This is a genomic window from Ruminococcus sp. NATIVEDY160, from assembly GCF_045819885.1.
Classification (GTDB): domain Bacteria; phylum Bacillota; class Clostridia; order Oscillospirales; family Acutalibacteraceae; genus Ruminococcoides.
Genome location: NZ_CP162391.1, coordinates 2,221,327 through 2,241,340, shown reverse-complemented (window position 1 = coordinate 2,241,340; position 20,014 = coordinate 2,221,327). Strand labels below are relative to the sequence as shown.

General features: G+C 48.0%; 18 protein-coding genes and 1 tRNA gene. 14 read left to right on the top strand and 5 right to left on the bottom strand.

The window, feature by feature from the left end; all coding sequences use genetic code 11:
* Positions 1-87: 87 nt before the first annotated feature.
* The 11 genes from AB1I49_RS11025 (at position 88) to AB1I49_RS10975 (ending at position 12,338) form a co-directional block, all read left to right on the top strand.
* On the top strand, positions 88-795 hold the full coding sequence (locus AB1I49_RS11025; protein WP_407720997.1) for an ATP-binding protein: 708 nt from the start codon (positions 88-90) through the stop codon (positions 793-795).
* A gap of 51 nt (positions 796-846) precedes the next feature.
* A complete protein-coding gene (locus tag AB1I49_RS11020; protein ID WP_407720996.1) occupies positions 847-1,797 on the top strand; it encodes an L-lactate dehydrogenase in 951 nt (316 codons plus the stop codon).
* Between the two features lie 457 nt (positions 1,798-2,254).
* The gene (locus tag AB1I49_RS11015; RefSeq protein WP_407720995.1) at positions 2,255-3,241 is read left to right on the top strand and encodes a LysR family transcriptional regulator; all 987 of its coding nucleotides are present in this window, start codon (positions 2,255-2,257) and stop codon (positions 3,239-3,241) included.
* 181 nt (positions 3,242-3,422) lie between these two features.
* Positions 3,423-4,031, top strand: coding sequence for a redox-sensing transcriptional repressor Rex (locus AB1I49_RS11010; protein WP_316612756.1), 609 nt, complete (start codon positions 3,423-3,425; stop codon positions 4,029-4,031).
* 15 nt (positions 4,032-4,046) lie between these two features.
* On the top strand, positions 4,047-6,770 hold the full coding sequence (gene adhE, locus AB1I49_RS11005) for a bifunctional acetaldehyde-CoA/alcohol dehydrogenase (RefSeq protein ID WP_407720994.1): 2,724 nt from the start codon (positions 4,047-4,049) through the stop codon (positions 6,768-6,770).
* 14 nt (positions 6,771-6,784) lie between these two features.
* Positions 6,785-7,534 (top strand): phosphotransferase, encoded by a 750-nt coding sequence (locus AB1I49_RS11000; RefSeq protein WP_407720993.1) that lies wholly within the window; start codon positions 6,785-6,787, stop codon positions 7,532-7,534.
* A complete protein-coding gene (locus AB1I49_RS10995; RefSeq protein ID WP_316626429.1) occupies positions 7,518-7,787 on the top strand; it encodes a (2Fe-2S) ferredoxin domain-containing protein in 270 nt (89 codons plus the stop codon). The genes AB1I49_RS11000 and AB1I49_RS10995 overlap by 17 nt, the downstream gene beginning before the upstream one ends.
* Positions 7,788-7,789: 2 nt before the next feature.
* Complete coding sequence (locus AB1I49_RS10990) at positions 7,790-8,038, top strand: (2Fe-2S) ferredoxin domain-containing protein (protein ID WP_316626428.1); 249 nt, start codon at positions 7,790-7,792, stop codon at positions 8,036-8,038.
* A 14-nt stretch (positions 8,039-8,052) separates the two neighbouring features.
* Positions 8,053-9,729 (top strand): [Fe-Fe] hydrogenase large subunit C-terminal domain-containing protein, encoded by a 1,677-nt coding sequence (locus AB1I49_RS10985; protein ID WP_407720992.1) that lies wholly within the window; start codon positions 8,053-8,055, stop codon positions 9,727-9,729.
* Positions 9,722-10,894: a SpoIIE family protein phosphatase gene (locus tag AB1I49_RS10980; protein ID WP_407720991.1), complete on the top strand. Its 1,173-nt coding sequence runs from the start codon at positions 9,722-9,724 to the stop codon at positions 10,892-10,894. Before AB1I49_RS10985 ends, AB1I49_RS10980 begins: the two co-directional genes overlap by 8 nt.
* 10 nt (positions 10,895-10,904) lie before the next feature.
* A complete protein-coding gene (locus AB1I49_RS10975; RefSeq protein ID WP_407720990.1) occupies positions 10,905-12,338 on the top strand; it encodes a 4Fe-4S dicluster domain-containing protein in 1,434 nt (477 codons plus the stop codon).
* 83 nt (positions 12,339-12,421) lie between these two features.
* Here the strand turns inward: AB1I49_RS10975 and AB1I49_RS10970 are convergent, their stop codons facing one another.
* Together AB1I49_RS10970 and AB1I49_RS10965 are read right to left on the bottom strand one after the other, a co-directional pair.
* Positions 12,422-12,778: a TnpV protein gene (locus AB1I49_RS10970; protein WP_316612774.1), complete on the bottom strand. Its 357-nt coding sequence runs from the start codon at positions 12,776-12,778 to the stop codon at positions 12,422-12,424.
* 3 nt (positions 12,779-12,781) lie between these two features.
* Positions 12,782-12,961, bottom strand: coding sequence for a hypothetical protein (locus AB1I49_RS10965; protein ID WP_316612775.1), 180 nt, complete (start codon positions 12,959-12,961; stop codon positions 12,782-12,784).
* A 420-nt stretch (positions 12,962-13,381) separates the two neighbouring features.
* Between AB1I49_RS10965 and AB1I49_RS10960 the strand changes: the two genes are divergently transcribed.
* Positions 13,382-13,457 (top strand) — tRNA-Ala (locus AB1I49_RS10960).
* A gap of 668 nt (positions 13,458-14,125) precedes the next feature.
* Entirely contained in the window at positions 14,126-15,121 is a 996-nt protein-coding gene (locus tag AB1I49_RS10955) for a hypothetical protein (protein ID WP_407720989.1), read from the top strand.
* 80 nt (positions 15,122-15,201) lie between these two features.
* Here the strand turns inward: AB1I49_RS10955 and AB1I49_RS10950 are convergent, their stop codons facing one another.
* The 3 genes from AB1I49_RS10950 to AB1I49_RS10940 all read right to left on the bottom strand — a co-directional run bounded on the left by AB1I49_RS10950 (position 15,202) and on the right by AB1I49_RS10940 (position 19,211).
* Positions 15,202-15,789, bottom strand: a complete 588-nt coding sequence (locus AB1I49_RS10950) for a recombinase family protein (RefSeq protein WP_407720988.1) — start codon at positions 15,787-15,789, stop codon at positions 15,202-15,204.
* Between the two features lie 1,515 nt (positions 15,790-17,304).
* A complete protein-coding gene (locus AB1I49_RS10945) occupies positions 17,305-18,087 on the bottom strand; it encodes a lysophospholipid acyltransferase family protein (RefSeq protein WP_407720987.1) in 783 nt (260 codons plus the stop codon).
* A complete protein-coding gene (locus tag AB1I49_RS10940) occupies positions 18,084-19,211 on the bottom strand; it encodes a glycosyltransferase (RefSeq protein WP_092970318.1) in 1,128 nt (375 codons plus the stop codon). The genes AB1I49_RS10945 and AB1I49_RS10940 overlap by 4 nt, the downstream gene beginning before the upstream one ends.
* A gap of 108 nt (positions 19,212-19,319) precedes the next feature.
* Between AB1I49_RS10940 and AB1I49_RS10935 the strand changes: the two genes are divergently transcribed.
* A complete protein-coding gene (locus AB1I49_RS10935; protein ID WP_407720986.1) occupies positions 19,320-19,913 on the top strand; it encodes a transposase in 594 nt (197 codons plus the stop codon).
* Positions 19,914-20,014: the final 101 nt, after the last annotated feature.

The window sequence follows — 20,014 nt, the reverse complement described above, 5'->3', positions numbered from 1 at the left end:
CTCATATTTAGAATATCATAAAAGTGTTGCTGTGGCAACAGCTTTTTGATGGTGAATAAATTATGATATATACAAGAGGTGAGAATAATGATTAGAAAGATAATCAAAATAGATGAAGAAAAATGCAACGGTTGCGGCGCTTGCGCCAACGCGTGCCACGAGGGCGCTATTGATATGGTGAACGGCAAGGCAAAGCTGATGCGTGAGAATTTCTGCGACGGCTTCGGTGATTGTCTGCCGAGTTGTCCGACAGGAGCAATTACCTTTGAGGAGCGCGAGGCTCCCGAATATGATGAAACAGCAGTTAAGAAAGCGCAGGAGGAGAAGAAAATGGAAATGCACCATCATCAGGGCGGCTGCCCCGGTTCAAGAATGATGACCTTTGATAAATCCGAAGTTGAGGAAACACCTGTCGTAACAGGCAAGCCTGTATCAAGGCTCAACCAGTGGCCTTGCCAGATCAAACTGCTGCCCACAGTCGCACCGTTTTATGACGGCGCAAAGTTGCTGATCGCCGCCGACTGTACCGCCTACGCCTACGCCAATATGCACGAGGACTTTATGAAGGGAAAAATCACCCTGATTGGATGTCCGAAACTCGATATGGTGGACTACACCGACAAGCTGAGCGAGATCATCAGCAATAACGATATCAAGAGCGTCACTATTGTCCGTATGGAAGTGCCGTGCTGCGGAGGTTTGCAGAGAGCCGCGGAGCAGGCGCTCAGAAACAGCGGAAAGTTCATTCCGTGGCAGGTCGTGACGATTACAAGAGACGGTCAGATTTTAGATTAATCTTGCCAATACGGTATATAATACAATCAGAAAAGAAAAGGAGTGACTGCTATGGTAGAAATAAACAGCAGAAAAGCCGCTATTATCGGCTGTGGATTTGTAGGCTCGGCTTCGGCGTTTGCGCTGATGGAAAGTCATTTGTTCTCGGAGATCGTCCTGATCGACGCTGACAGGAACAGAGCCGAGGGCGAAGCTCTCGACATCAGCCACGGACTTCCTTTCTCAAAGCCTATGCAGATCTACGCGGGCAGCTATGAGGATATCAGCGACGCCGCGGTAGTTATCGTGACAGCAGGCGCCGGACAGAAGCCCGGTGAAACAAGACTTGATTTAGTGAAGAAGAATGTAGCGATCTTCAAGTCGATCATTCCCGAAATTGTGAAATATAATAAAGACGGGATCCTTTTGGTGGTTGCCAATCCCGTAGATATTTTAACTTATGTCGCTAAACAGCTCAGCGGTTTTCCGTCAAACAGAGTTTTCGGTTCGGGCACGGTACTCGATACCGCAAGATTGAAGTATTTGCTCGGCGAGCATCTCGGTGTTGACAGCAGAAGTATTCACGCTTTTATCATCGGCGAACACGGCGACAGAGAGATAGCCGCTTGGAGCAGCGCCAATGTGTCGGGAGTTCCGCTTCACAAGTTCTGTGAAATGCGCGGACATTATCAGCATCAACGGGCAATGAGAGAAATTGCAGACGGCGTGAAGAACAGCGCTTATGAGATCATCGAAAAGAAAAAGGCTACCTACTACGGTATCGCTATGTCGGTCAAGCGGATCTGCGAGGCGATCGTCAGGGATGAAAAATCCGTATTGCCGGTTTCAAGCATACAGACAGGCGAGGAAATAAACGGTGTTGCACTCAGTATGCCTGCTATTGTGGGCAAGCACGGCGTAGAAGGTCAGGTGCCGATCGAACTGAACGACAAGGAAAAAGCGGCGTTGAAACAATCCGCCGATACGCTGAAATCGGTTATCGGCGACGTATTAAAGGAGTGATTATGACTCCATTTGACGGCGGATATACGTGATAAAAAAATAAGGACATCTCTTCTTTGGCAGAATGAGATGTCCTAAAATTATATTTTACACGTTTGCAAACTCATTTTAACTTGAAAATTTTGCAGAGCGATATATGTGTAATTATTCAAATTCACACAGGCTTCGGAAAAATCACTGAGGAGTGCGGCTGAACCACGAATTGATAATTTTTTCCGTTGTATCGGAAGTTGAGGTTTTCGGCACGGTCGGCGCAATTCAGGCTGAGCTTGCAGTGTCAGCGGAATGACCAAATGAGCCGACCGAAGATCAACGGTACATTCATATGGCAGTAAGGAATGCGCTTCATCGAAAATGATGACGAAAGCTCCGTTTGAGAATGGACACAGTCAAATACATTTCATAACGATCACCGCTAATCATTATCAAAAGCGGCTGTTATTGACGATATTCGCTTTTGATTTATGTTGCAATTCGACCGGAAGTATGGTATCATTTAATTAGTTCCAAAGGGGGTGTCGGGATGAACGTTATCCATATGAAATATGCGGTCGAAGTCGCAAAAGCCGGTTCGATAAACAAGGCGAGTGAAACACTGCTTGTGGCACAGCCGAATTTAAGCCGTTCCATAAAGGAGCTTGAAGCGGATTTGGGGATCACCATCTTTTTGCGCACGTCGAAAGGTATGACACTCACGCCCAAAGGCGAAGAATTTATGGGATACGCCAAAAACATCCTCAGTCAGCTTGATGAACTTGAAACGATGTATAAGTCGGAATTGCCCGCAAAACAAACCTTTTCTGTTTCTGTTCCCCGCGCAAGCTACATAGCCGACGCCTTCTCAAAATTCACAAACTGTATCGACAAAGGCTCTGCGGAGATATATTATCAGGAAACCAACTCTCAAAACGCTATTACAAATATATTGGAGCACAATTATCATTTGGGAATTATCCGTTACGCCTCTCATTTTGATAATTATTTCAAAACGTTGCTTGATGAAAAGGGCTTGAAGTATGAATTGGTCGCGGAATTCCGATATGTGCTGGTGATGAACGCAAGGCATCCTCTCGCTCGGAAAGAGGAGATACGCTATCAGGATTTAGAGCCGTATATACAGATCTCACATGCCGACCCGTATGTTCCCTCTTTACCTGCGGCAACCGTGCTCAAGGATGAACATACCGTCAACTGCACCCGCAACATCTTTGTTTTTGAGCGCGGCGGTCAGTTCCACCTGCTCTCTCAAAATCCGGATACGTTTATGTGGGTCTCTCCATTGCCCGACGATATTATTTCGGGCTTTGGTCTGGTGCAAAGGAGCTGTCCCGATAATCATAAGCTATACCGGGATATGCTGATATGCCGCAAGGATTACCGACTCAGCAAGCTGGATCGGGATTTTATGACCGAGCTATACAAATCAAAACAAAATATTCTGTAAAAAAGCAGCAGCCTTTTCCTTTTGAAATCGGCTGCTGCTTGTGTTTTTTGGGTAAAAACTACCTGTTTTTTGTTATTCGAGATATGGTATATCGATAAATATATTACCGATATACCATTTTAGTTATTCACATATTGAGAAAATATTGTATAATATTAACAAGCGAACAGGAGGTGAGTCTTTGCAGTCCGCAATTTCAAAAGCAACGCTCGGTCGGCTTCCGACTTATTTGCGTTATTTGGAAAACATATCAAGCGAACATATCTCGGCACCGGCAATCGCAAGAGCGCTTGGCTTGGGCGAGGTCCTGGTGCGCAAGGATTTGAGCCTTGTGTGCGGAAAAGGAAAGCCCAAAACAGGCTATGCTACCGACGCGCTGAAGGCTTCGCTGAGAACTGCGCTGGGCGTCAACAATGTTACCCCGGCTGTTTTGGTCGGAGCAGGCAAGCTCGGAACCGCTTTGATGGATTATAGAGGCTTCCGTGATTATGGAATGGAGATAATAGCGGCATTTGACAAGGACGCAGAAAAAAGCCGTATAGCGTCCGGCAAGCCCGTTTATTCCATGGATCAGCTGAGGCGGTTTTGCCAGATGCAAGACGTCAAAATCGGTATTATTACCGTTCCAGCCAACGCGGCGCAATCGGTTTGCGATCAGCTGATCGCGAGCGGAATTGAAGCGGTTTGGAATTTTTCGCCTGTTACGCTTAAGATCCCGCAGGGCATAGCGTTGCAAAACGAAAACTTAGCATTATCCTTGGCACATCTGCACAGTATGCAAATTGATTAAATCAGGAGGAGAACAATGGAAACAAACAAGAAAAATTATGAGATCGTTGACGGCGTAGAAAAACTGGAAGCCGCGCTCGCCAGAGCCAGAGCGGCACAGAAGATCTTTGCCACCTACACGCAGGAACAGGTTGACGCTATCTTTTTAGCGGCGGCAACCGCAGCAAACCAGGCAAGAATTCCTCTCGCGCAAATGGCAGTGGAAGAAACCGGCATGGGTATCGTGGAGGACAAGGTCATCAAGAACCACTATGCCAGCGAATATATCTACAACCAGTACCGCGACGTCAAAACCTGCGGCGTGATCGAAGAAGACACTGCCTTCGGCACCAAGAAGATCGCCGAGCCGATCGGCGTTGTAGGTGCGGTTATTCCCACTACAAACCCCACGTCCACCGCAATTTTTAAAGCGTTGATTTGTCTGAAAACCAGAAACGCTATCATCATCAGCCCGCATCCCCGCGCAAAGAAGAGCACAATCGAAGCAGCAAAGGTCGTTCTGGAGGCGGCGGTAGCAGCCGGCGCTCCGGAAAACATTATTGCATGGATCGACGTTCCCTCGCTGGAAATGACCAATCTGGTTATGCAGGAGGCGGATATCATCCTCGCGACAGGCGGCCCCGGCATGGTAAAGGCGGCGTACTCCAGCGGCAAGCCCGCTCTCGGCGTAGGCGCGGGCAACACACCTGCCATCATTGACGAGAGTGCCGACATCACCTTGGCGGTCAACTCCATCATTCACTCCAAAACCTTTGACAACGGTATGATCTGCGCCTCCGAGCAGTCTACTATCGTACTCGACAGCATTTACGATGCCGTAAAACAGGAGTTTGCGGCGCGCGGCTGTTATTTCCTGAAGGACGACGAATTGGATAAGGTTCGCAAAACCATCATTATCAACGGCGCTCTCAACGCGAAAATCGTAGGACAGAAGGCTGCGAAAATCGCCGAGCTGTCGGGCGTAAAGGTTCCTGCCGGCACTAAGATTTTGATCGGCGAGGTGGAATCCGTTGATCTCAGTGAGGAATTCGCTCACGAAAAGCTGAGCCCTGTTCTTGCCATGTACCGCGCAAAGGACATCCAGGACGCGTTCGGCAAGGCGGAGCAGCTTGTCGCGGACGGCGGCTACGGTCATACCTCTTCCATTTATCTCGACGCTGTTAATGAAAAAGATAAACTCGCTGAATTTGCGGCGCGTATGAAGACCTGCCGTATTTTGGTAAATACTCCGTCTTCTCAGGGCGGCATCGGCGACCTCTACAACTTTAAGCTTGCGCCCTCGCTCACCCTCGGCTGCGGCTCGTGGGGCGGAAACTCCGTCAGCGAAAACGTAGGAGTAAAGCACTTGATCAACATCAAAACGGTTGCCGAAAGGAGAGAAAATATGCTTTGGTTCAGAGCGCCTGAAAAGATTTACATAAAGAAGGGCTGTATGCCTGTTGCTCTTGATGAATTGAAAAATGTTATGAACAAGAAGCGCGTGTTCCTTGTGACCGACAGCTTCCTTTATAAGAACGGATATACAAAGCCCATCACCGATAAGCTCAACGAGATGGGAATCCAGTACACCTCTTTTGCTGATGTTGAGCCCGATCCCACCCTTGCCTGCGCGATCAAGGGCGCTGAGCAGATGAGATCCTTTGAGCCGGATACGATCATCGCTCTCGGCGGCGGCTCCGCAATGGACGCTGCGAAGATCATGTGGGTGCTTTATGAGCATCCCGAAGTAAACTTCATGGATATGGCGATGCGCTTCTCCGATATCCGCAAGAGGATCTACACCTTCCCGAAGATGGGCGAAAAGGCTTACTTTATCGCTATCCCGACCTCTGCAGGCACCGGCTCCGAGGTAACTCCCTTTGCCGTTATCACCGACGAAAAGACCGGCGTAAAGTATCCGCTTGCAGACTACGAGCTGCTGCCGAACATGGCGATCGTAGACACCGATTTCCACATGACCGCTCCCAAGGGACTGACCGCGGCTTCCGGTATCGACGCTGTTACCCATGCGCTTGAGGCTTACGCTTCCATGATGGCGACAGATTACACCGACGGCTTGGCGCTCAGAGCCTTGAAGGTTATCTTTGAATATCTGCCCAGAGCCTATGACAACGGTCTTAACGACCCCGAAGCCAGAGAGAAAATGGCTAATGCCGCTACAATGGCAGGTATGGCTTTTGCCAACGCCTTCCTCGGCGTATGCCACTCCATGGCTCATAAGCTCGGCGCCTTCCACCACCTGCCTCACGGCGTTGCAAACGCCCTGATGATCGACGAGGTGCTTCGCTTCAACGCGGCGGAGGTTCCTGCAAAGATGGGTACTTTCCCGCAGTATGATCATCCGCACACCCTCGCGCGCTATGCAGAGGTTGCAGATTATCTCGGCGTCGGCGGCAGCGACGACAGCGAAAAGCTTGCAAACCTGATCGCTAAGATCGACGAGCTCAAGGCTAAGATCGGCATCAAGTCCACCATTAAGGAATACGTTCCGGACGAGCAGGACTTCCTTGACAGACTTGACGATATGACCGTACAGGCGTTCGACGATCAGTGCACGGGCGCTAACCCCCGTTATCCGCTGATGAGCGAGATCAAGCAGATGTATCTCAACGCTTATTACGGCAAGACCTTCGAGGAAACCGAAACACCCGACGAAAATCAGCTCGGCGGAGAAATCGACAAAAGCGACTTTAAGCAGTCGTTCCGCAGAGCTAAGAACGGTATCCATCAGAATCTGTAAGGGAGGAAAATAAAATGACACTGGATAAAGTAATCGCGGTAAGAACCGCAAAAACCGTCTACCGTGACGGCGACCTTTGCGTAAAGGTATTCAACGAAGAATTTTCAAAAGCCGACGTGCTCAACGAAGCGCTGAACCAGGCGCGTATCGAGGAGACCGGGCTGAATATCCCGAAGATCCACGAGGTAACAAAGATCGACGGAAAATGGGCTATCGTCTCCGATTTTATCGAAGGAAAAACCCTGCAGCAGCTGATGGATGAGGATCCCGACAAGAAGGACGAGTACCTGAACCAATTTGTTGATCTGCAGCTCACCGTTCTCAGCAAGACCTGTCCCCTGCTCAACAAGCTCAAGGATAAAATGAACCGCAAGATCAGCATGGCTGAGCTGGACGCCACCACTCGCTATGACCTGCACACCAGACTGAACGGTATGCCCAAGCACAACAAGGTATGCCACGGCGACTTCAACCCGTCCAACATCATCATTGCCGAGGACGGCACTCCCTACATCATCGACTGGTCGCACGCTACCCAGGGCAACGGCGCGGCTGACGCGGCAAGAACCTATCTGCTGTTCATGCTCAAGGGCGACAATGAAACCGCAAAGCAGTATCTCGACCTGTTCTGCAAAAAGAGCGACACCGCAAAGCAGTATGTCCAGAAGTGGATGCCGATCGTAGCGGCTTCGCAGTCCATAAAGGGCAACGAAGCAGAGCGCGAGTTCCTGCTCAGCTGGGTAAACGTTGTCGAGTACGAATAAGGAGAAGGTCAGCATGAAAGTAACCGTATGTATCGGCTCCTCCTGCCACGTCAAGGGCTCGCGCCAGGTAGTAGAGCAGCTGCAGCAGCTTATCGCGCAAAACGACCTCAGCGATAAGGTGGAGCTGGGCGGCACCTTCTGCATGGGACAGTGCCAAAAGGGTGTTTGCGTTACCGTTGACGACACCTTCTATTCGGTATCTCCCGAAAACGTCAGAGAATTTTTTGAAACAAACATAAAGACAAAGGTATAAAAATGAATATACAGATATGCGTTGGCTCGTCGTGCCACCTCAAGGGATCGGAACAAGTTGTCCATTTGTTTCAAAAGGCTATTGAGGAACGCAATCTGGCGGATAAGATCACTCTTGCGGGCAGCTTCTGTATCGGACGCTGCAACCGCGAGGGTGTCACCGTTCAAATTGACGACGAGATCATTACGGGCGTAACACCCGAAACCTTCGACAGATTTTTTGAAAAGGAAATTTTACAAAAACTCAATTGAAAGTGAGCGTAAAGATGTCGAACTGTTTGACATTAAAAAAATCAAATTGCAAAAATTGTTATAAATGTATTCGCCACTGTCCGGTAAAGTCCATACGCTTTTCCGGAAATCAGGCGCATATTATCGGCAACGAGTGCATTCTTTGCGGTCACTGCTTTGTAGTGTGTCCGCAAAACGCCAAGCAAATCGTTGATGACACCGAAAAAGTACGCGTCCTGCTGCAAAGCGGAGCTCCCGTTATCGTCAGCCTTGCGCCGTCATTTATCGCAAATTATACCGGCGTGGGCATTGAATCAATGCGTACCGCTCTGAAAAAACTCGGCTTTTACGACGTTGAAGAAACCGCTTTGGGCGCGACGATCGTCAAGCGTGAATACGATCGCATTCTGCAGGATGAGGATAGAGATATCGTGATTTCCTCCTGCTGTCATTCCGTGAATTTGCTGATCCAAAAATATTTTCCGAGCTGCCTGCCGTATCTCGCTGATGTTTTGTCGCCGATGCAGGCGCACTGCAAGGATATCAAGTCGCGTATCCCCAATGCCAAAACCGTATTTATCGGTCCCTGCGTCGCCAAAAAGGACGAGGCGGAGTATTACGAGGGCATAGTTGACGCCACACTGACCTTCGAGGAGTTGTCCGCGTGGTTAAAAGAGGAAAACATCACCCTCGAACAGAAAACCGACAATACAGAAAAAAGTCTTGCGCGGTTTTTCCCGACGACCGGCGGTATTCTGAAAACTATGACGCAAAAGGCGCAGGATTATACTTACTTTGCGATCGACGGCGTAGAAAATTGTATAGCTGCCCTGAAGGATATTGCGGACGGCAATGTTCACAAGTCCTTTATTGAAATGAGCGCCTGCGCAGGAAGCTGCATAGGCGGTCCTGTTATGGAAAAGCACCGTCTGAACCCGGTCAGTGATTACGCTGCCGTTGCCAAATACGCCGGTAAGCGCGATTTTGAGGTCGACCAGCCCGAAACTGTCGATATAAAGAAGATGTTCGAGTTCATCGCGCAGCGCTCGGCAAAGCCTTCCGATTATGAGATCAACCAGATCTTGCGGCAAATGGGTAAATTCAAGCCCTCTCAGGAGCTGAACTGCGGCTCCTGCGGCTACGATACCTGCCGCGAAAAGGCTGTCGCCATTTATCAGGGCAAGGCGGAAATCTCAATGTGTCTGCCGTTTTTGAAGGACAAGGCTGAAAGCTTTTCCGATACCATCGTTAAAAACACGCCCAACGGTCTGATCGTCGTGAACGATCTGCTCGAGGTACAGCAGATCAATTCAGCCGCGCTGAAAATACTGAATCTGCGCGCCGCGTCGGATGTAATGGGTACGCAGGTGGTGCGAATCCTCGATCCGCTGCCGTTCTTGAACGTGCAGTCCACCCACCGCGGCATATACAATGAGCGTACCTTTTTAGCCGAGTACGACCGCTATGTGGAAATGACAGTCGTTCCCGACAAAGAGAGCAATATGCTGATCTGCATTATGACAGATGTCACCGAGGAGGAGACCGCACGCCGCCGCAAGGAGGATATCAGCCGCCAGACGGTGGAGGTTGCCGACAAGGTGGTTGACAAGCAAATGCGTATCGTACAGGAGATCGCTTCGCTGCTCGGAGAAACTGCCGCTGAAACAAAAATAGCGCTGTCAAAGCTGAAGGAGTCGATCACAGATGAATGATTTATGTGCGGAGATCGGCTATAAAAGCATCAACCACGACGGCGAGCAGCTTTGCGGCGACCATATCGACATCGTAGATCAGGGCGCTGATTCTACCGTTATCGTGCTGGCGGACGGCATGGGAAGCGGCGTAAAGGCGAGTATCCTCTCAACGCTCACCTCAAAGATCATCTCGACCATGATGGCGGCTGGCTTACCCTTGGAGGAATGTGTGTCTACCATTGCCGCAACGCTCCCTGTCTGCTCGGTGCGCGGCGTTGCGTACTCCACCTTTACCATTATGCACATCATCAACTCCCGCACCATCGAGCTGATCCAGTATGATAACCCTCACATCATTTATATTCGCGACGGCGACCTTTATGATTATGCCAAAACCGAGCTCAGTATCGGCGGAAAAACGATATACAAATCGGTTATCCGCTTAAAGGAGGACGACATCATCATCGCCATGAGCGACGGCTGTCCTCACGCGGGGATCGGTATCGCATATAATTTCGGCTGGAAATGGGAGGATATCGCGGAATACATGCTGAGCATGTCGGACGGCGGCTTCACCGCGAAGGTGCTTTCAAAGCTGCTGATAGACGAGGTAAACCGGCTCTACGGCGGTAAGCCCGGCGATGACGCAACTGCCTGTGTTATAAAGATCCGCAAGCGCGTACCGATGAATATCCTTTTCGGTCCTCCTTCCGACAGGGACGACTGCGACCGTATGATGAGCCTGTTTTTCTCAAAGGAGGGCAAGCATATCATCTGCGGCGGAACGACTTCTTCCATCGCCGCAAAGTGGCTGCGGAAACCGCTCAGACCAAAGCTCAGCTTTGAACGCAGCGATGTGCCGCCGATCGCGGAGCTGGAGGGCGTCGATTTGGTGACCGAGGGCGTTATCACCATCAACAAGGTGGTGGAATATGCCAACGACTATGTCAAAAACAACGATTTCTATGAGGAATGGGGCTACGGCAATGACGGCGCTTCGCTTATCAGCCGTCTGTTGTTTGAGGAAGCGACGGATATAAATTTTTATGTCGGCAAGGCAGTTAACCCAGCACATCAAAATCCCGATTTGCCGATCAATTTCAACATTAAAATGAATTTGGTGCAAGAGCTTTCAAAGGCGCTCAAGCTGATGGGCAAACGCATCAAGGTCAGTTATTTTTAGGTGAACGTAAATGAATAAGTTAAGAAAATTTGATACCAAGGTGCAGTATCTGAAATACAAGGTGCTGCGCGAGGTGGCGCGTCAGGCATGGAACGATACGCTGCTTGAGAACGTGCTGGATATTCCGAAAATCATCGTTCCCGGCAAAACGCCGACCATGCGCTGCTGCGTATATAAAGAGAGGGCGATCCTCGCCGAACGCGTCAAAATCGCTATGGGCGGTAACTCTGACCGTCAAAACGTTATAGAGGTGATCGACATAGCCTGCGACGAATGCCCTGCCGCCGGTTATGAGGTCACGGATTCCTGCCGCGGCTGTCTGGCGCATCGCTGTGAGGACGTCTGCAAACGCGGCGCTATCTCCTTTGACTACAACCATGTGGCGCACATCGATAAAAGCAAATGCGTGGAATGCGGTCAATGCGCCAAGGTATGCCCGTATTCCGCGATAGCCAACCGTAAGCGTCCCTGCCAAAATGCCTGCAAGATCAAGGCTATCAGCATCAACGACGACAACGCGGCACAGATCGACGACGAAAAGTGTATTTCATGCGGCGCCTGTGTTTATCAATGTCCGTTCGGCGCTATCAGCGACAAATCATTTATTTTGAACGTAATAGATTTGCTGAAGAAATGCGAGCAGGGAAGAAATTATAAGATCTATGCTGTTGTTGCCCCGTCGATTTCCAGCCAGTTTACTTACGCGAAACTCGGTCAGGTTATAACGGGACTGAAAGAGTTGGGATTTCATACGGTCGTAGAGGCAGCTCTCGGCGCGGATATGGTAGCGCAGGCGGAATCAAAGGAGCTTGCGGAAAAGGGCTTTTTGACCAGCTCCTGCTGCCCCGCCTTTGTGGACTATATCAACAAATCATTCCCGCAGCTTAAACCGAACGTCTCTCACAATCTTTCTCCGATGGCGACGATCGCCAAGTATATCAAAGAGACAACGCCGAATGCAAAGGTCGTGTTTATCGGACCGTGTACGGCTAAAAAGATGGAGGTCCAGCTCGATACCGTCAAGCCTTATGTGGATTCCGCGCTGACATTTGAAGAATTACAGGCGCTGTTTGACAGCCGAGATATTGACCTCAACACGCTGGAGGAAGGCGTGCTCGACAACGCTTCCTACTTCGGAAGGATTTTCGCTCGCTGCGGCGGACTTGCCGACGCGGTCGCCGAGGGCTTGAAGGAGCAGGGGCTTGATGATTTTGAGCTGAACGCTGTTTCGTGCGACGGCATTGAGGAATGTAAAAAAACGCTGACAATGAAGAGCAAAAATCTTTTGAAAGCAAACTTTATCGAAGGTATGGCGTGCGTCGGCGGCTGTATCGGCGGAGCGGGTTGTCTGACTCACGGCGCAAAGGATAAAATGCAGGTAGATAAATACGGACAGGAAGCAATGGAGAAAACCATCCTTGACGCTATCTCGATCCTTAAATAGTTCAGTTCAACCGTTTTTATTCTTTCAATTTGATAAAATATGCAAAAAGCCTGATGACTTCTATCGAAATCATCAGGCTTTCCTTATGTGTAAATCAATTCTGTATTTACTATCTCCTGTGCTCTATTACGGATATTGTTCATCTTACTCACCCATAGCATTGGATTAGATGCTTTGAGTTGTTCGGTGCAGCCTTCTTCCTTAGCGAAAGCCTGTACAAGCTCGTCGTACATCTTCCGTGCCTGTTCATCAATATCGGCAAGATATTCGTTTAGCTTGCATTTGGTAAGCAGGTTGGTGTAGAGAACAGGGCGGCTTCGTTTGATATAGCGAAGGTGTTGTTGTCCCCACAAGCCGATTGGACGGCTATCCTGTTCGGGTAACTTTAGATTGGGAAGTAAATAATCTCCCTGCTGTGTGTATGTAATCTTTGTCGCCATAATTCAGACCTCCTTGATCTTAATTCTCTTGACTTTGGCTTTCGTGAGCTTGATTAGCAGCTCGTCAATGATGTCGGTGTATCTGCCCTGTGATATGAGGTCGTTCCTCAAATCAATCAGGCTGTTGATGACCGTGCGCCGTTCATCAGGCGTTAGGTATAAATGGTATTTTGGTTTTTTCATTGCATTACCTCCGTTTGTTTGATATAATCAGTATAAACGAGAATGCTTGAGAAATCGGATGTGCGGATTGAATTTTGTGAAAACTTTTGGGGTGCGTAAGCGCGTGACTCGGGAGAGCGCTTGGTTCGCATTCAAGAGGTCAGGGGTTCGAATCCCCTTATCTCCACCAGAAAGAGTTGCACAGTTGCGGCAACCGATTAGCCAAAGAATCCGCCCATCTTTCCGGGGATTCGAAGGCGACCGTTAAGAAAACAGTCCGGCGGACTGTTTTTAGGGAGAGAGCAGATGATACTATTCTTTCATCTCTGAACCCATCATGCGAGATGAAACGTTTTGCAATTTCAAACGTACCTTATCTCCACCAGAAGCGTCGCAGTCAAAACTGCGGCGCGATTTAAACAAAACAGAATATTATCTCATGGGGGTATAGCTCAGCTGGGAGAGTGCTTGACTGGCAGTCAAGAGGTCACGGGTTCGAGCCCCGTTATCTCCACCAAAGCAAAAACCGCATCAGAAAGCCGTTTTTCGGCAGTCTGGTACGGTTTTTCTTTCATGTTTATTATTCTATATTGGAATAATGGTTGAATAAATGTTGAATAAAAATATTTCGGGATTTTTTTGAATGAATAGTTCGACTCAAAAAGGCTCTTCCCTAGAACCAGTGGGTTAGAATTTGCAGTATAGTAGAAAACAACTGATAAATCTGTAAATCGCATTTATTCCACGGTCTATTGACAATGAGCCTCTATGCATATGGTATTCCGTCAGCGCAGGCAAGCCCCACAAATGGGCTGCTGCCCGGCATTTAGCCTACCATATGCATACTCATTGTCAATAGCTTTCGCGGCATAAACGCGGATTAAGGTTACCCACACTTTCTAGTGAAGCCTCTGAGATAAAGACTCCGTCGGTTGAAGCTCTGGAAATAAAGCCTACTGTTTTTGACCATGTTGAAAACGCAGTTGCTCCGATTGCCGCACAGGTAAAAGAAGCGGCTGAACCGGTCACATCCGGTATATCAAAGGCCGTTGAGCCCGTCGGCGAAAAAGCAGGAGAAGCTTTGGAGGATGCAAAAACAGCAGTTACGGGATTTGCTTCGGGAGTTGGGAAATCAATAGGCGGCTTCTTTGGCGGATTCGGAAAAAAGAAGTAAGGAGGGATTTTATGCCAATACCGATTTTGTTTATCGGAATCGCAGTTGCTACTGGCGCTGTCGGTATAGGAAAAACAACAAAAGCGGGATTTGACCAGTATAATGCAAAAAAGCTGAACGAAAACTCTGACGAGCGAATGGAAGAAGCGGCGAACAGACTTAACATATACCGTCAGCAGTGTGAAAAATCCCTCGAAATGCTTGGAGAAGAAAAGCTGTTCGTTCTAAACGGAAACATTTCTGACTTCATGGATACATTTACACAGATTAAAAATGTTGATTTTACGGAGTCACTCGGGCTTAACGAACTGAATAAACTGGCTATCGATAGGAAAGAGTTTAAGGAGCTCGGAGAAATGCGTAGCTTTGCGGGTTCTCTGTCAAGCGGTCTTGCTGCGGGAGTAACAGGAGGTGCGTTGGCAGCTTTCGGCGCGTACAGCGCAGCTTCTACATTTGCTGCAGCTTCAACTGGAACAGCAATCGCTTCTCTCAGTGGAGCTGCGGCATCCAATGCTACTCTTGCTTTTTTCGGAGGCGGATCAGTTGCCGCAGGCGGATTGGGTGTAGCGGGCGGTACGGCTGTACTTGGTGGTCTTGTTGCCGGACCCGCTTTGATGATAATGGGTATTATTGTTGAGGCAAAAGCAGGAAAGAATCTTGAAGAAGCCAAAGCAAGTGCAGCAGAGGTAACCTTATATTGCGAACAAATGGAGGCAGGAGCCGAGCAGTGTATTGCTATTCGCAGAAGAACTGATATGTTTTATAGCCTTCTCGCGATTCTCGACTCCAAGTTTTTTCCGCTGATACATAAGTTGCAGGAGGCGGTAGAACGCGAAGGCTTTGACTATTCCAAATACTCTATAGAAAGCAAGAAGGCAGTAGTTGCCGCCGCGTCGATGGCAGTCAGTGTCAAAGCCGTGCTGGATACACCGTTGCTGACCGATGACGGCTGTCTAACCGAAGCTTCTTCCAAACTCTTTGATAAACAGGTTTCGGTATTAAAATAAAAGCAACAAAATCAGTTAGAAAGCAAATAGCAAATGTAAGAGGTGACTTGAATTCAAGTCGCCTTTTGAAGTATGGAAATTCAGTTTTCTACAACAGAGATGTATTTGAATATCGTGGGATAGGAAACCGAACAGAGCTTTGCAAATTCAGACTTGTTGATTTCACCGCGCTTGTACTTTGGATAGTATTTGAAAAATATTTTCGGGATCCTGTCTTCAGATGTCGCGGGTCTTCCAATAGCTACGCCTTTGGCTTTGGCATTCTGCAGGCCGCTTTTGACGCGCTGGCTAATAATGTTGCGCTCAAGCTCGCTGAATACACCCATCATTTTCAGCATGCCCTCTGTCATGGGGTCAAGCTCCTTTGTACAATCGACGATAAACGAACCCAACACCAATTTGATGTGCCTGTCTTTTGCCAATTCAATGATTTCGCAGAGTTGTTTTGTGCTGCGCGTGATCCGGCTGACCTCTGTAGCAATAATTGTGTCGCCTGCTTCGACAGCGGATAACAACCGTTGAAGTTCCACACGGTCATTCTTCATACCGCTTTCATATTCACGGTAAATGTTTTCCTCCCTAGCGCCAAGCTGTATCAATTCTCTGATCTGTCTGTTGATGTCCTGCAATTCCTCGTTGGTCGAGCATCTGGCATATCCGTAAATCATAATTCACCTCAAAGTTTTTGCGATAAAGTATAAAAGAAAACCCATATGGAGTTTCTTTTATACTTTTGCTTTTTTATACGTCTGTTTTCGCCGCTTACCTGACAGCGAAAAGATATAAAGGAAAAGAATTAGTTTTGTTTATATGATAACACAGTTTTGTCAAAATTTCATAGCGTTACAAACTTCTGCTTTGCAAATTGTTTTTATGTTTTTCACTACCACATGAGAGGTAGTTAGTATATCAGAAGAAAGATGCACTGAAAAAGCACCATAAATACGTGTATAATGATTGCAGAAAGAAAATCAATATGCTATTATGATATCAGAAAACAATGAGTCGTGTGCAGAAATGGGAAACAGTATGAATGAAAGAATCAAAGTTATTGTGATGTCGCGTTTGGAAGCATATCAATACTGTAAAAAACACCATGACAAACCGTCCGCTAAAGTGGTAGTCCGATGCCCCAAATGTAACGCTCGTGTCTGCGATGTTATCCAGGGAACCAACGGAAATTGACCAACCAATACTGTAAGAATAAATAGAGCGGTTGCATTGAGAAATTGCTTGACAAATACTAAGGGATTGGTTAAGATAGAAATGCAGATAAACTCAACTAAAAGTGACTCTGATTTTTCGGTAGTTCACATCTATATGAAACTTTAAGAAAAATTATCTTTTTTGCTCAGTCTTGACATTGAATAGCGGGAGTACCCAATGGTACTCCCGCTATTCAATTATGCAAACCAAAAAGAGAATGCCGGACGGGAACTGAAGAACCTTTCCAATCGCACTGAACCCATCAGGCGGGCAGGAAGTTATCGGAAGATGAATGTAAGCATTCTTCTCCATTGCAAACCAAAAAGAGAATGCCGGACGGGAACTGAAGAACCTTTCCAATCGCACTGAACCCATCAGGCGGGCAGGAAGTTATCGGAAGATGAATGTAAGCATTCTTCTCCATTGCAAACCAAAAAGAGAATGCCGGACGAGAACTGAAGAACCTTTCCAATCGCACTGAACCCATCAAGGGAGCAGGACGGCATCGGAAGATGAACGTAAGTATTTTCCGTCACTTGTTGAAAACTGTCGTGTATTATCGGTAGTTTTTCTTTTTCTGCTGCTTGACATAAAATAGTATATACTGTATAATATTATTGAAGGTAAGAGGTTTCTTATCATCGTATGGAAGCACAGGTTTCCATAAAAAGCGGTGAGTCCTACCATATAAGTGGAAGTGCTACAAGAGGTGAGTCCTACCGTATAAGTGGAAGTGTTACAAGAGGTGAGTCCTACCGTATAAGTGGAAGCTTTAATAATAAGGGGCTGGCTCAAAACTTGAAAGAGTTTTGGGCCAGTTTTTTGCAAAAAAATACGAGAGGCTATGAAACCTCTCGCAGTTGGTGTATCTCCTCGGGTTTACTGAATGAAAAACAGGGGGCCGGCTCAAAGCCCAACCCCTACATACTTATAACCTATTACTTATAACTTATTGCATATAACTTATTACTTATTACTTATAACTCGCTAGCCATTATATATTTAACATACTCATAGCTGCCATGCTCCTTCGCGGTGCGCGACATAAACTCATAAGCCTGATCGCGCAGCTTTTTGCGCGCCTGCTTTTCGGGCAGCGAGGGGTCGGGATAAAACGGCTCGCTCAAATAAACGGTTATGTTGGGGTGAAGCTTTTTGAACACCCTGCGCCGACGATAGACCGTGACCGCCGCCACGACCGGCGAGCCCGTGCGGCAGGGGTAGGAAAACGACTTGTCGGGAAAGCTCCGCACAAAGTTGCAGTAAGGCCAGATATGCGCCTCCGGGTAGATAAACACCGCCGCTTTTTCCTGCATAGCCTCTTTAAGCCTATGCTCAAAATTGCGGTAAGCCGACAGCGCCGAGGGCAGCGGAACAGCGCCCAGCAGCGCAACCAGCACGCGTATGCCCTTGATAGACACCGTTTCGGGTCCCGTGATTACATAGGCGCGCTTGGGGAACGCCGAAATGGTGGGAAGGAACGCGTCGGCTATGTTCTGCGTGTGGTTCATGTACACAAAGCAGCCCTTGACCTTTCGCAGCGCCCTGCGGTTCTTGACCCTCACGCCCAGCCACACCTTGGTATAAAGCCATACGAGCGGCGTGGCGAAAACGCGGTAAGCGAAAAACGAAGCTATCTTCCACCCGACGGACGGGTGACTGTAGCGATAATCGCCGTTCACCGTGTCGCTGTTTATCTTGCCGTTGGTGGACGCGAAATCGTCGTTCACCTCGTCGTTGTAGTAGTATACGCGCTTCATTTCATAGCCTCGTAAAACATTTTTTCCATCTTATCCATGCAGGCTTCCTGCGAAAAGTCCGCTACTATCCCCTTGTAACGCTCGCGGTACTCCTCAAGCACATCGGGGTGCTTGATGAAAAAGTCGATTTTATCGGCTAAGTCCTGCGCGTCGCGGTTTTTAAAGAGATTGCGCTCGTCAAGCGCGAATTTAACGGTCGCGCTGCGCGGAGAATCCGCAATGATCGGCACTTGCCCACAGGCGAGCGCCTCCATACAGGCTATCGCCTCTATCTCGATCTCGGCGGGGTGCACATACAGGTCGGCGTAGTTGAGCACGTTGAGCATTTGGTCGTGCGGGAAAAAGTTGAACAGCGGCTTGTTGTAAAGCTTCTTCGCGCGCTCCCTGAGCTTTTGCTTCAACGGACCCTCGCCCGCGAAAATCAGCTGTATATCGCGGCTGTGCTTCGACAGCGCGGCGGCGTCGATAAGCACGCTGTGGCACTTCTCTTTGCTGTAACGCCCCGAAAAAATGATGACGAATCTGTTGGCAAATTCTGCGGGCTTTTCGATCTTTATAGGCTTGAAGCGCTCGCCCACGCCGTTTGATATCACATACCCGTTCGTCCTGTGATGAACCGCCTGCTCAAACACATTGCGTATAAATTCGGTGGGATAATGCACCGCGTCCACATGGCGGTAAACATTGCGGTATATCGTGTGGTAGGTGATTTGATTGGCAAGCGGGTTGTCCTTCATAAAAACATGGCTGGTAAAATTTTCAGCCTGCATATGAAAGCCGGCCGTGACGGGGATATCATACTTCTTGCACAGCTTGACCGCCGCCGTGCCCAGCATGAACGGCATCATCACATGAACGACGTCGCTGTTTTGGATAACGGGCTTAAGCACCCTTTTGTTCGCGCGCGAAAGCGAAACGCCGTTTTTGCTTACATAATTGTTAAGCGGACCCAGGCTGAGGGTCGGCATCACCACATAGCCGTCTTTTCCTCTTTTGTCCTCGTCCGAGCAGACTACAGTGACCTCGTGTCCGCGCTTTGCCATGGCGCGGATAAGGTTCATTGCTGAGATCGTCGTTCCGTTGTTTTCAACGCCCAGCACGTCGCATACTACAGTGATTTTCATATACCCTTTCTCATTCCATTTCTAAAAGTGTTCCTTATATCACTATATAATAACAGAAAACCACGCCTTTGTCTATAGCAACTACACGTTGATTATTTAGTCAGTTTTGTGTATCTGGCTGAAAACAAACAGGAAAGCTACATTAAACCGCAGAACTACGAACAGACAAAGAAAAACAAAAACAAAAAGAAAAAGCACCCTTACGCAAAATACAATTTTGAATACAACGAAGAAACAGATACATTCACCTGTCCGGGCGGAGAGACATTAACGCTGCGAGGAGAAAAGAAATCGAAATCAGGCACAGGGTATGAATCCAAAAAGGGAGTTTACTACACCGAGAAATGTTATCAATGCCCTCACCGCGACCAATGCACCAAAAGCAAGGACGGCATCAGAAAGCTTGAACATTCAAAACTTTTCCACAAATACAGCCGGCAGTCGCTGGATAACATCACAAGCGAAAAGGGAATCACACTAAGAATAAACCGCTCTATACAGGTAGAAGGGGCTTTTGGCGTGCTCAAGGAGGACTATGGCTTCAGACGATTTTTGACCCGCGGAAAGAAGAATGTCAAAACCGAAATGCTTTTTCATTGCTTTGCGTACAACTTCAAAAAGTACTACAACAAAATCATTCAAAAAAGAACGAAAACATATCTTTTCGAGAAAAAGAAACCCAACGAAAAATTGACCGCCTGATTTTTCCACAATTTAACATAAAAAAACAGAGAGTAGCGATACCCTCTGCTTTGCATTGCTCAGATTTTCAAAAAAAAGATTCTTTTCTGTCGTAATTATGA

Excerpts from the sequence above, each read along its gene's own strand:
- AB1I49_RS11025 (WP_407720997.1), top strand. The coding sequence starts at position 88 with ATGATTAGAAAGATAATCAAAATAGATGAAGAAAAATGCAACGGTTGC.
- AB1I49_RS11020 (WP_407720996.1), top strand. The coding sequence starts at position 847 with ATGGTAGAAATAAACAGCAGAAAAGCCGCTATTATCGGCTGTGGATTT.
- adhE (WP_407720994.1), top strand. The coding sequence starts at position 4,047 with ATGGAAACAAACAAGAAAAATTATGAGATCGTTGACGGCGTAGAAAAA.
- AB1I49_RS11000 (WP_407720993.1), top strand. The coding sequence starts at position 6,785 with ATGACACTGGATAAAGTAATCGCGGTAAGAACCGCAAAAACCGTCTAC.
- AB1I49_RS10990 (WP_316626428.1), top strand. The coding sequence starts at position 7,790 with ATGAATATACAGATATGCGTTGGCTCGTCGTGCCACCTCAAGGGATCG.
- AB1I49_RS10985 (WP_407720992.1), top strand. The coding sequence starts at position 8,053 with ATGTCGAACTGTTTGACATTAAAAAAATCAAATTGCAAAAATTGTTAT.
- AB1I49_RS10980 (WP_407720991.1), top strand. The coding sequence starts at position 9,722 with ATGAATGATTTATGTGCGGAGATCGGCTATAAAAGCATCAACCACGAC.
- AB1I49_RS10975 (WP_407720990.1), top strand. The coding sequence starts at position 10,905 with ATGAATAAGTTAAGAAAATTTGATACCAAGGTGCAGTATCTGAAATAC.
- AB1I49_RS10970 (WP_316612774.1), bottom strand. The coding sequence starts at position 12,778 with ATGGCGACAAAGATTACATACACACAGCAGGGAGATTATTTACTTCCC.
- AB1I49_RS10965 (WP_316612775.1), bottom strand. The coding sequence starts at position 12,961 with ATGAAAAAACCAAAATACCATTTATACCTAACGCCTGATGAACGGCGC.
- AB1I49_RS10955 (WP_407720989.1), top strand. The coding sequence starts at position 14,126 with ATGCCAATACCGATTTTGTTTATCGGAATCGCAGTTGCTACTGGCGCT.
- AB1I49_RS10950 (WP_407720988.1), bottom strand. The coding sequence starts at position 15,789 with ATGATTTACGGATATGCCAGATGCTCGACCAACGAGGAATTGCAGGAC.
- AB1I49_RS10945 (WP_407720987.1), bottom strand. The coding sequence starts at position 18,087 with ATGAAGCGCGTATACTACTACAACGACGAGGTGAACGACGATTTCGCG.
- AB1I49_RS10940 (WP_092970318.1), bottom strand. The coding sequence starts at position 19,211 with ATGAAAATCACTGTAGTATGCGACGTGCTGGGCGTTGAAAACAACGGA.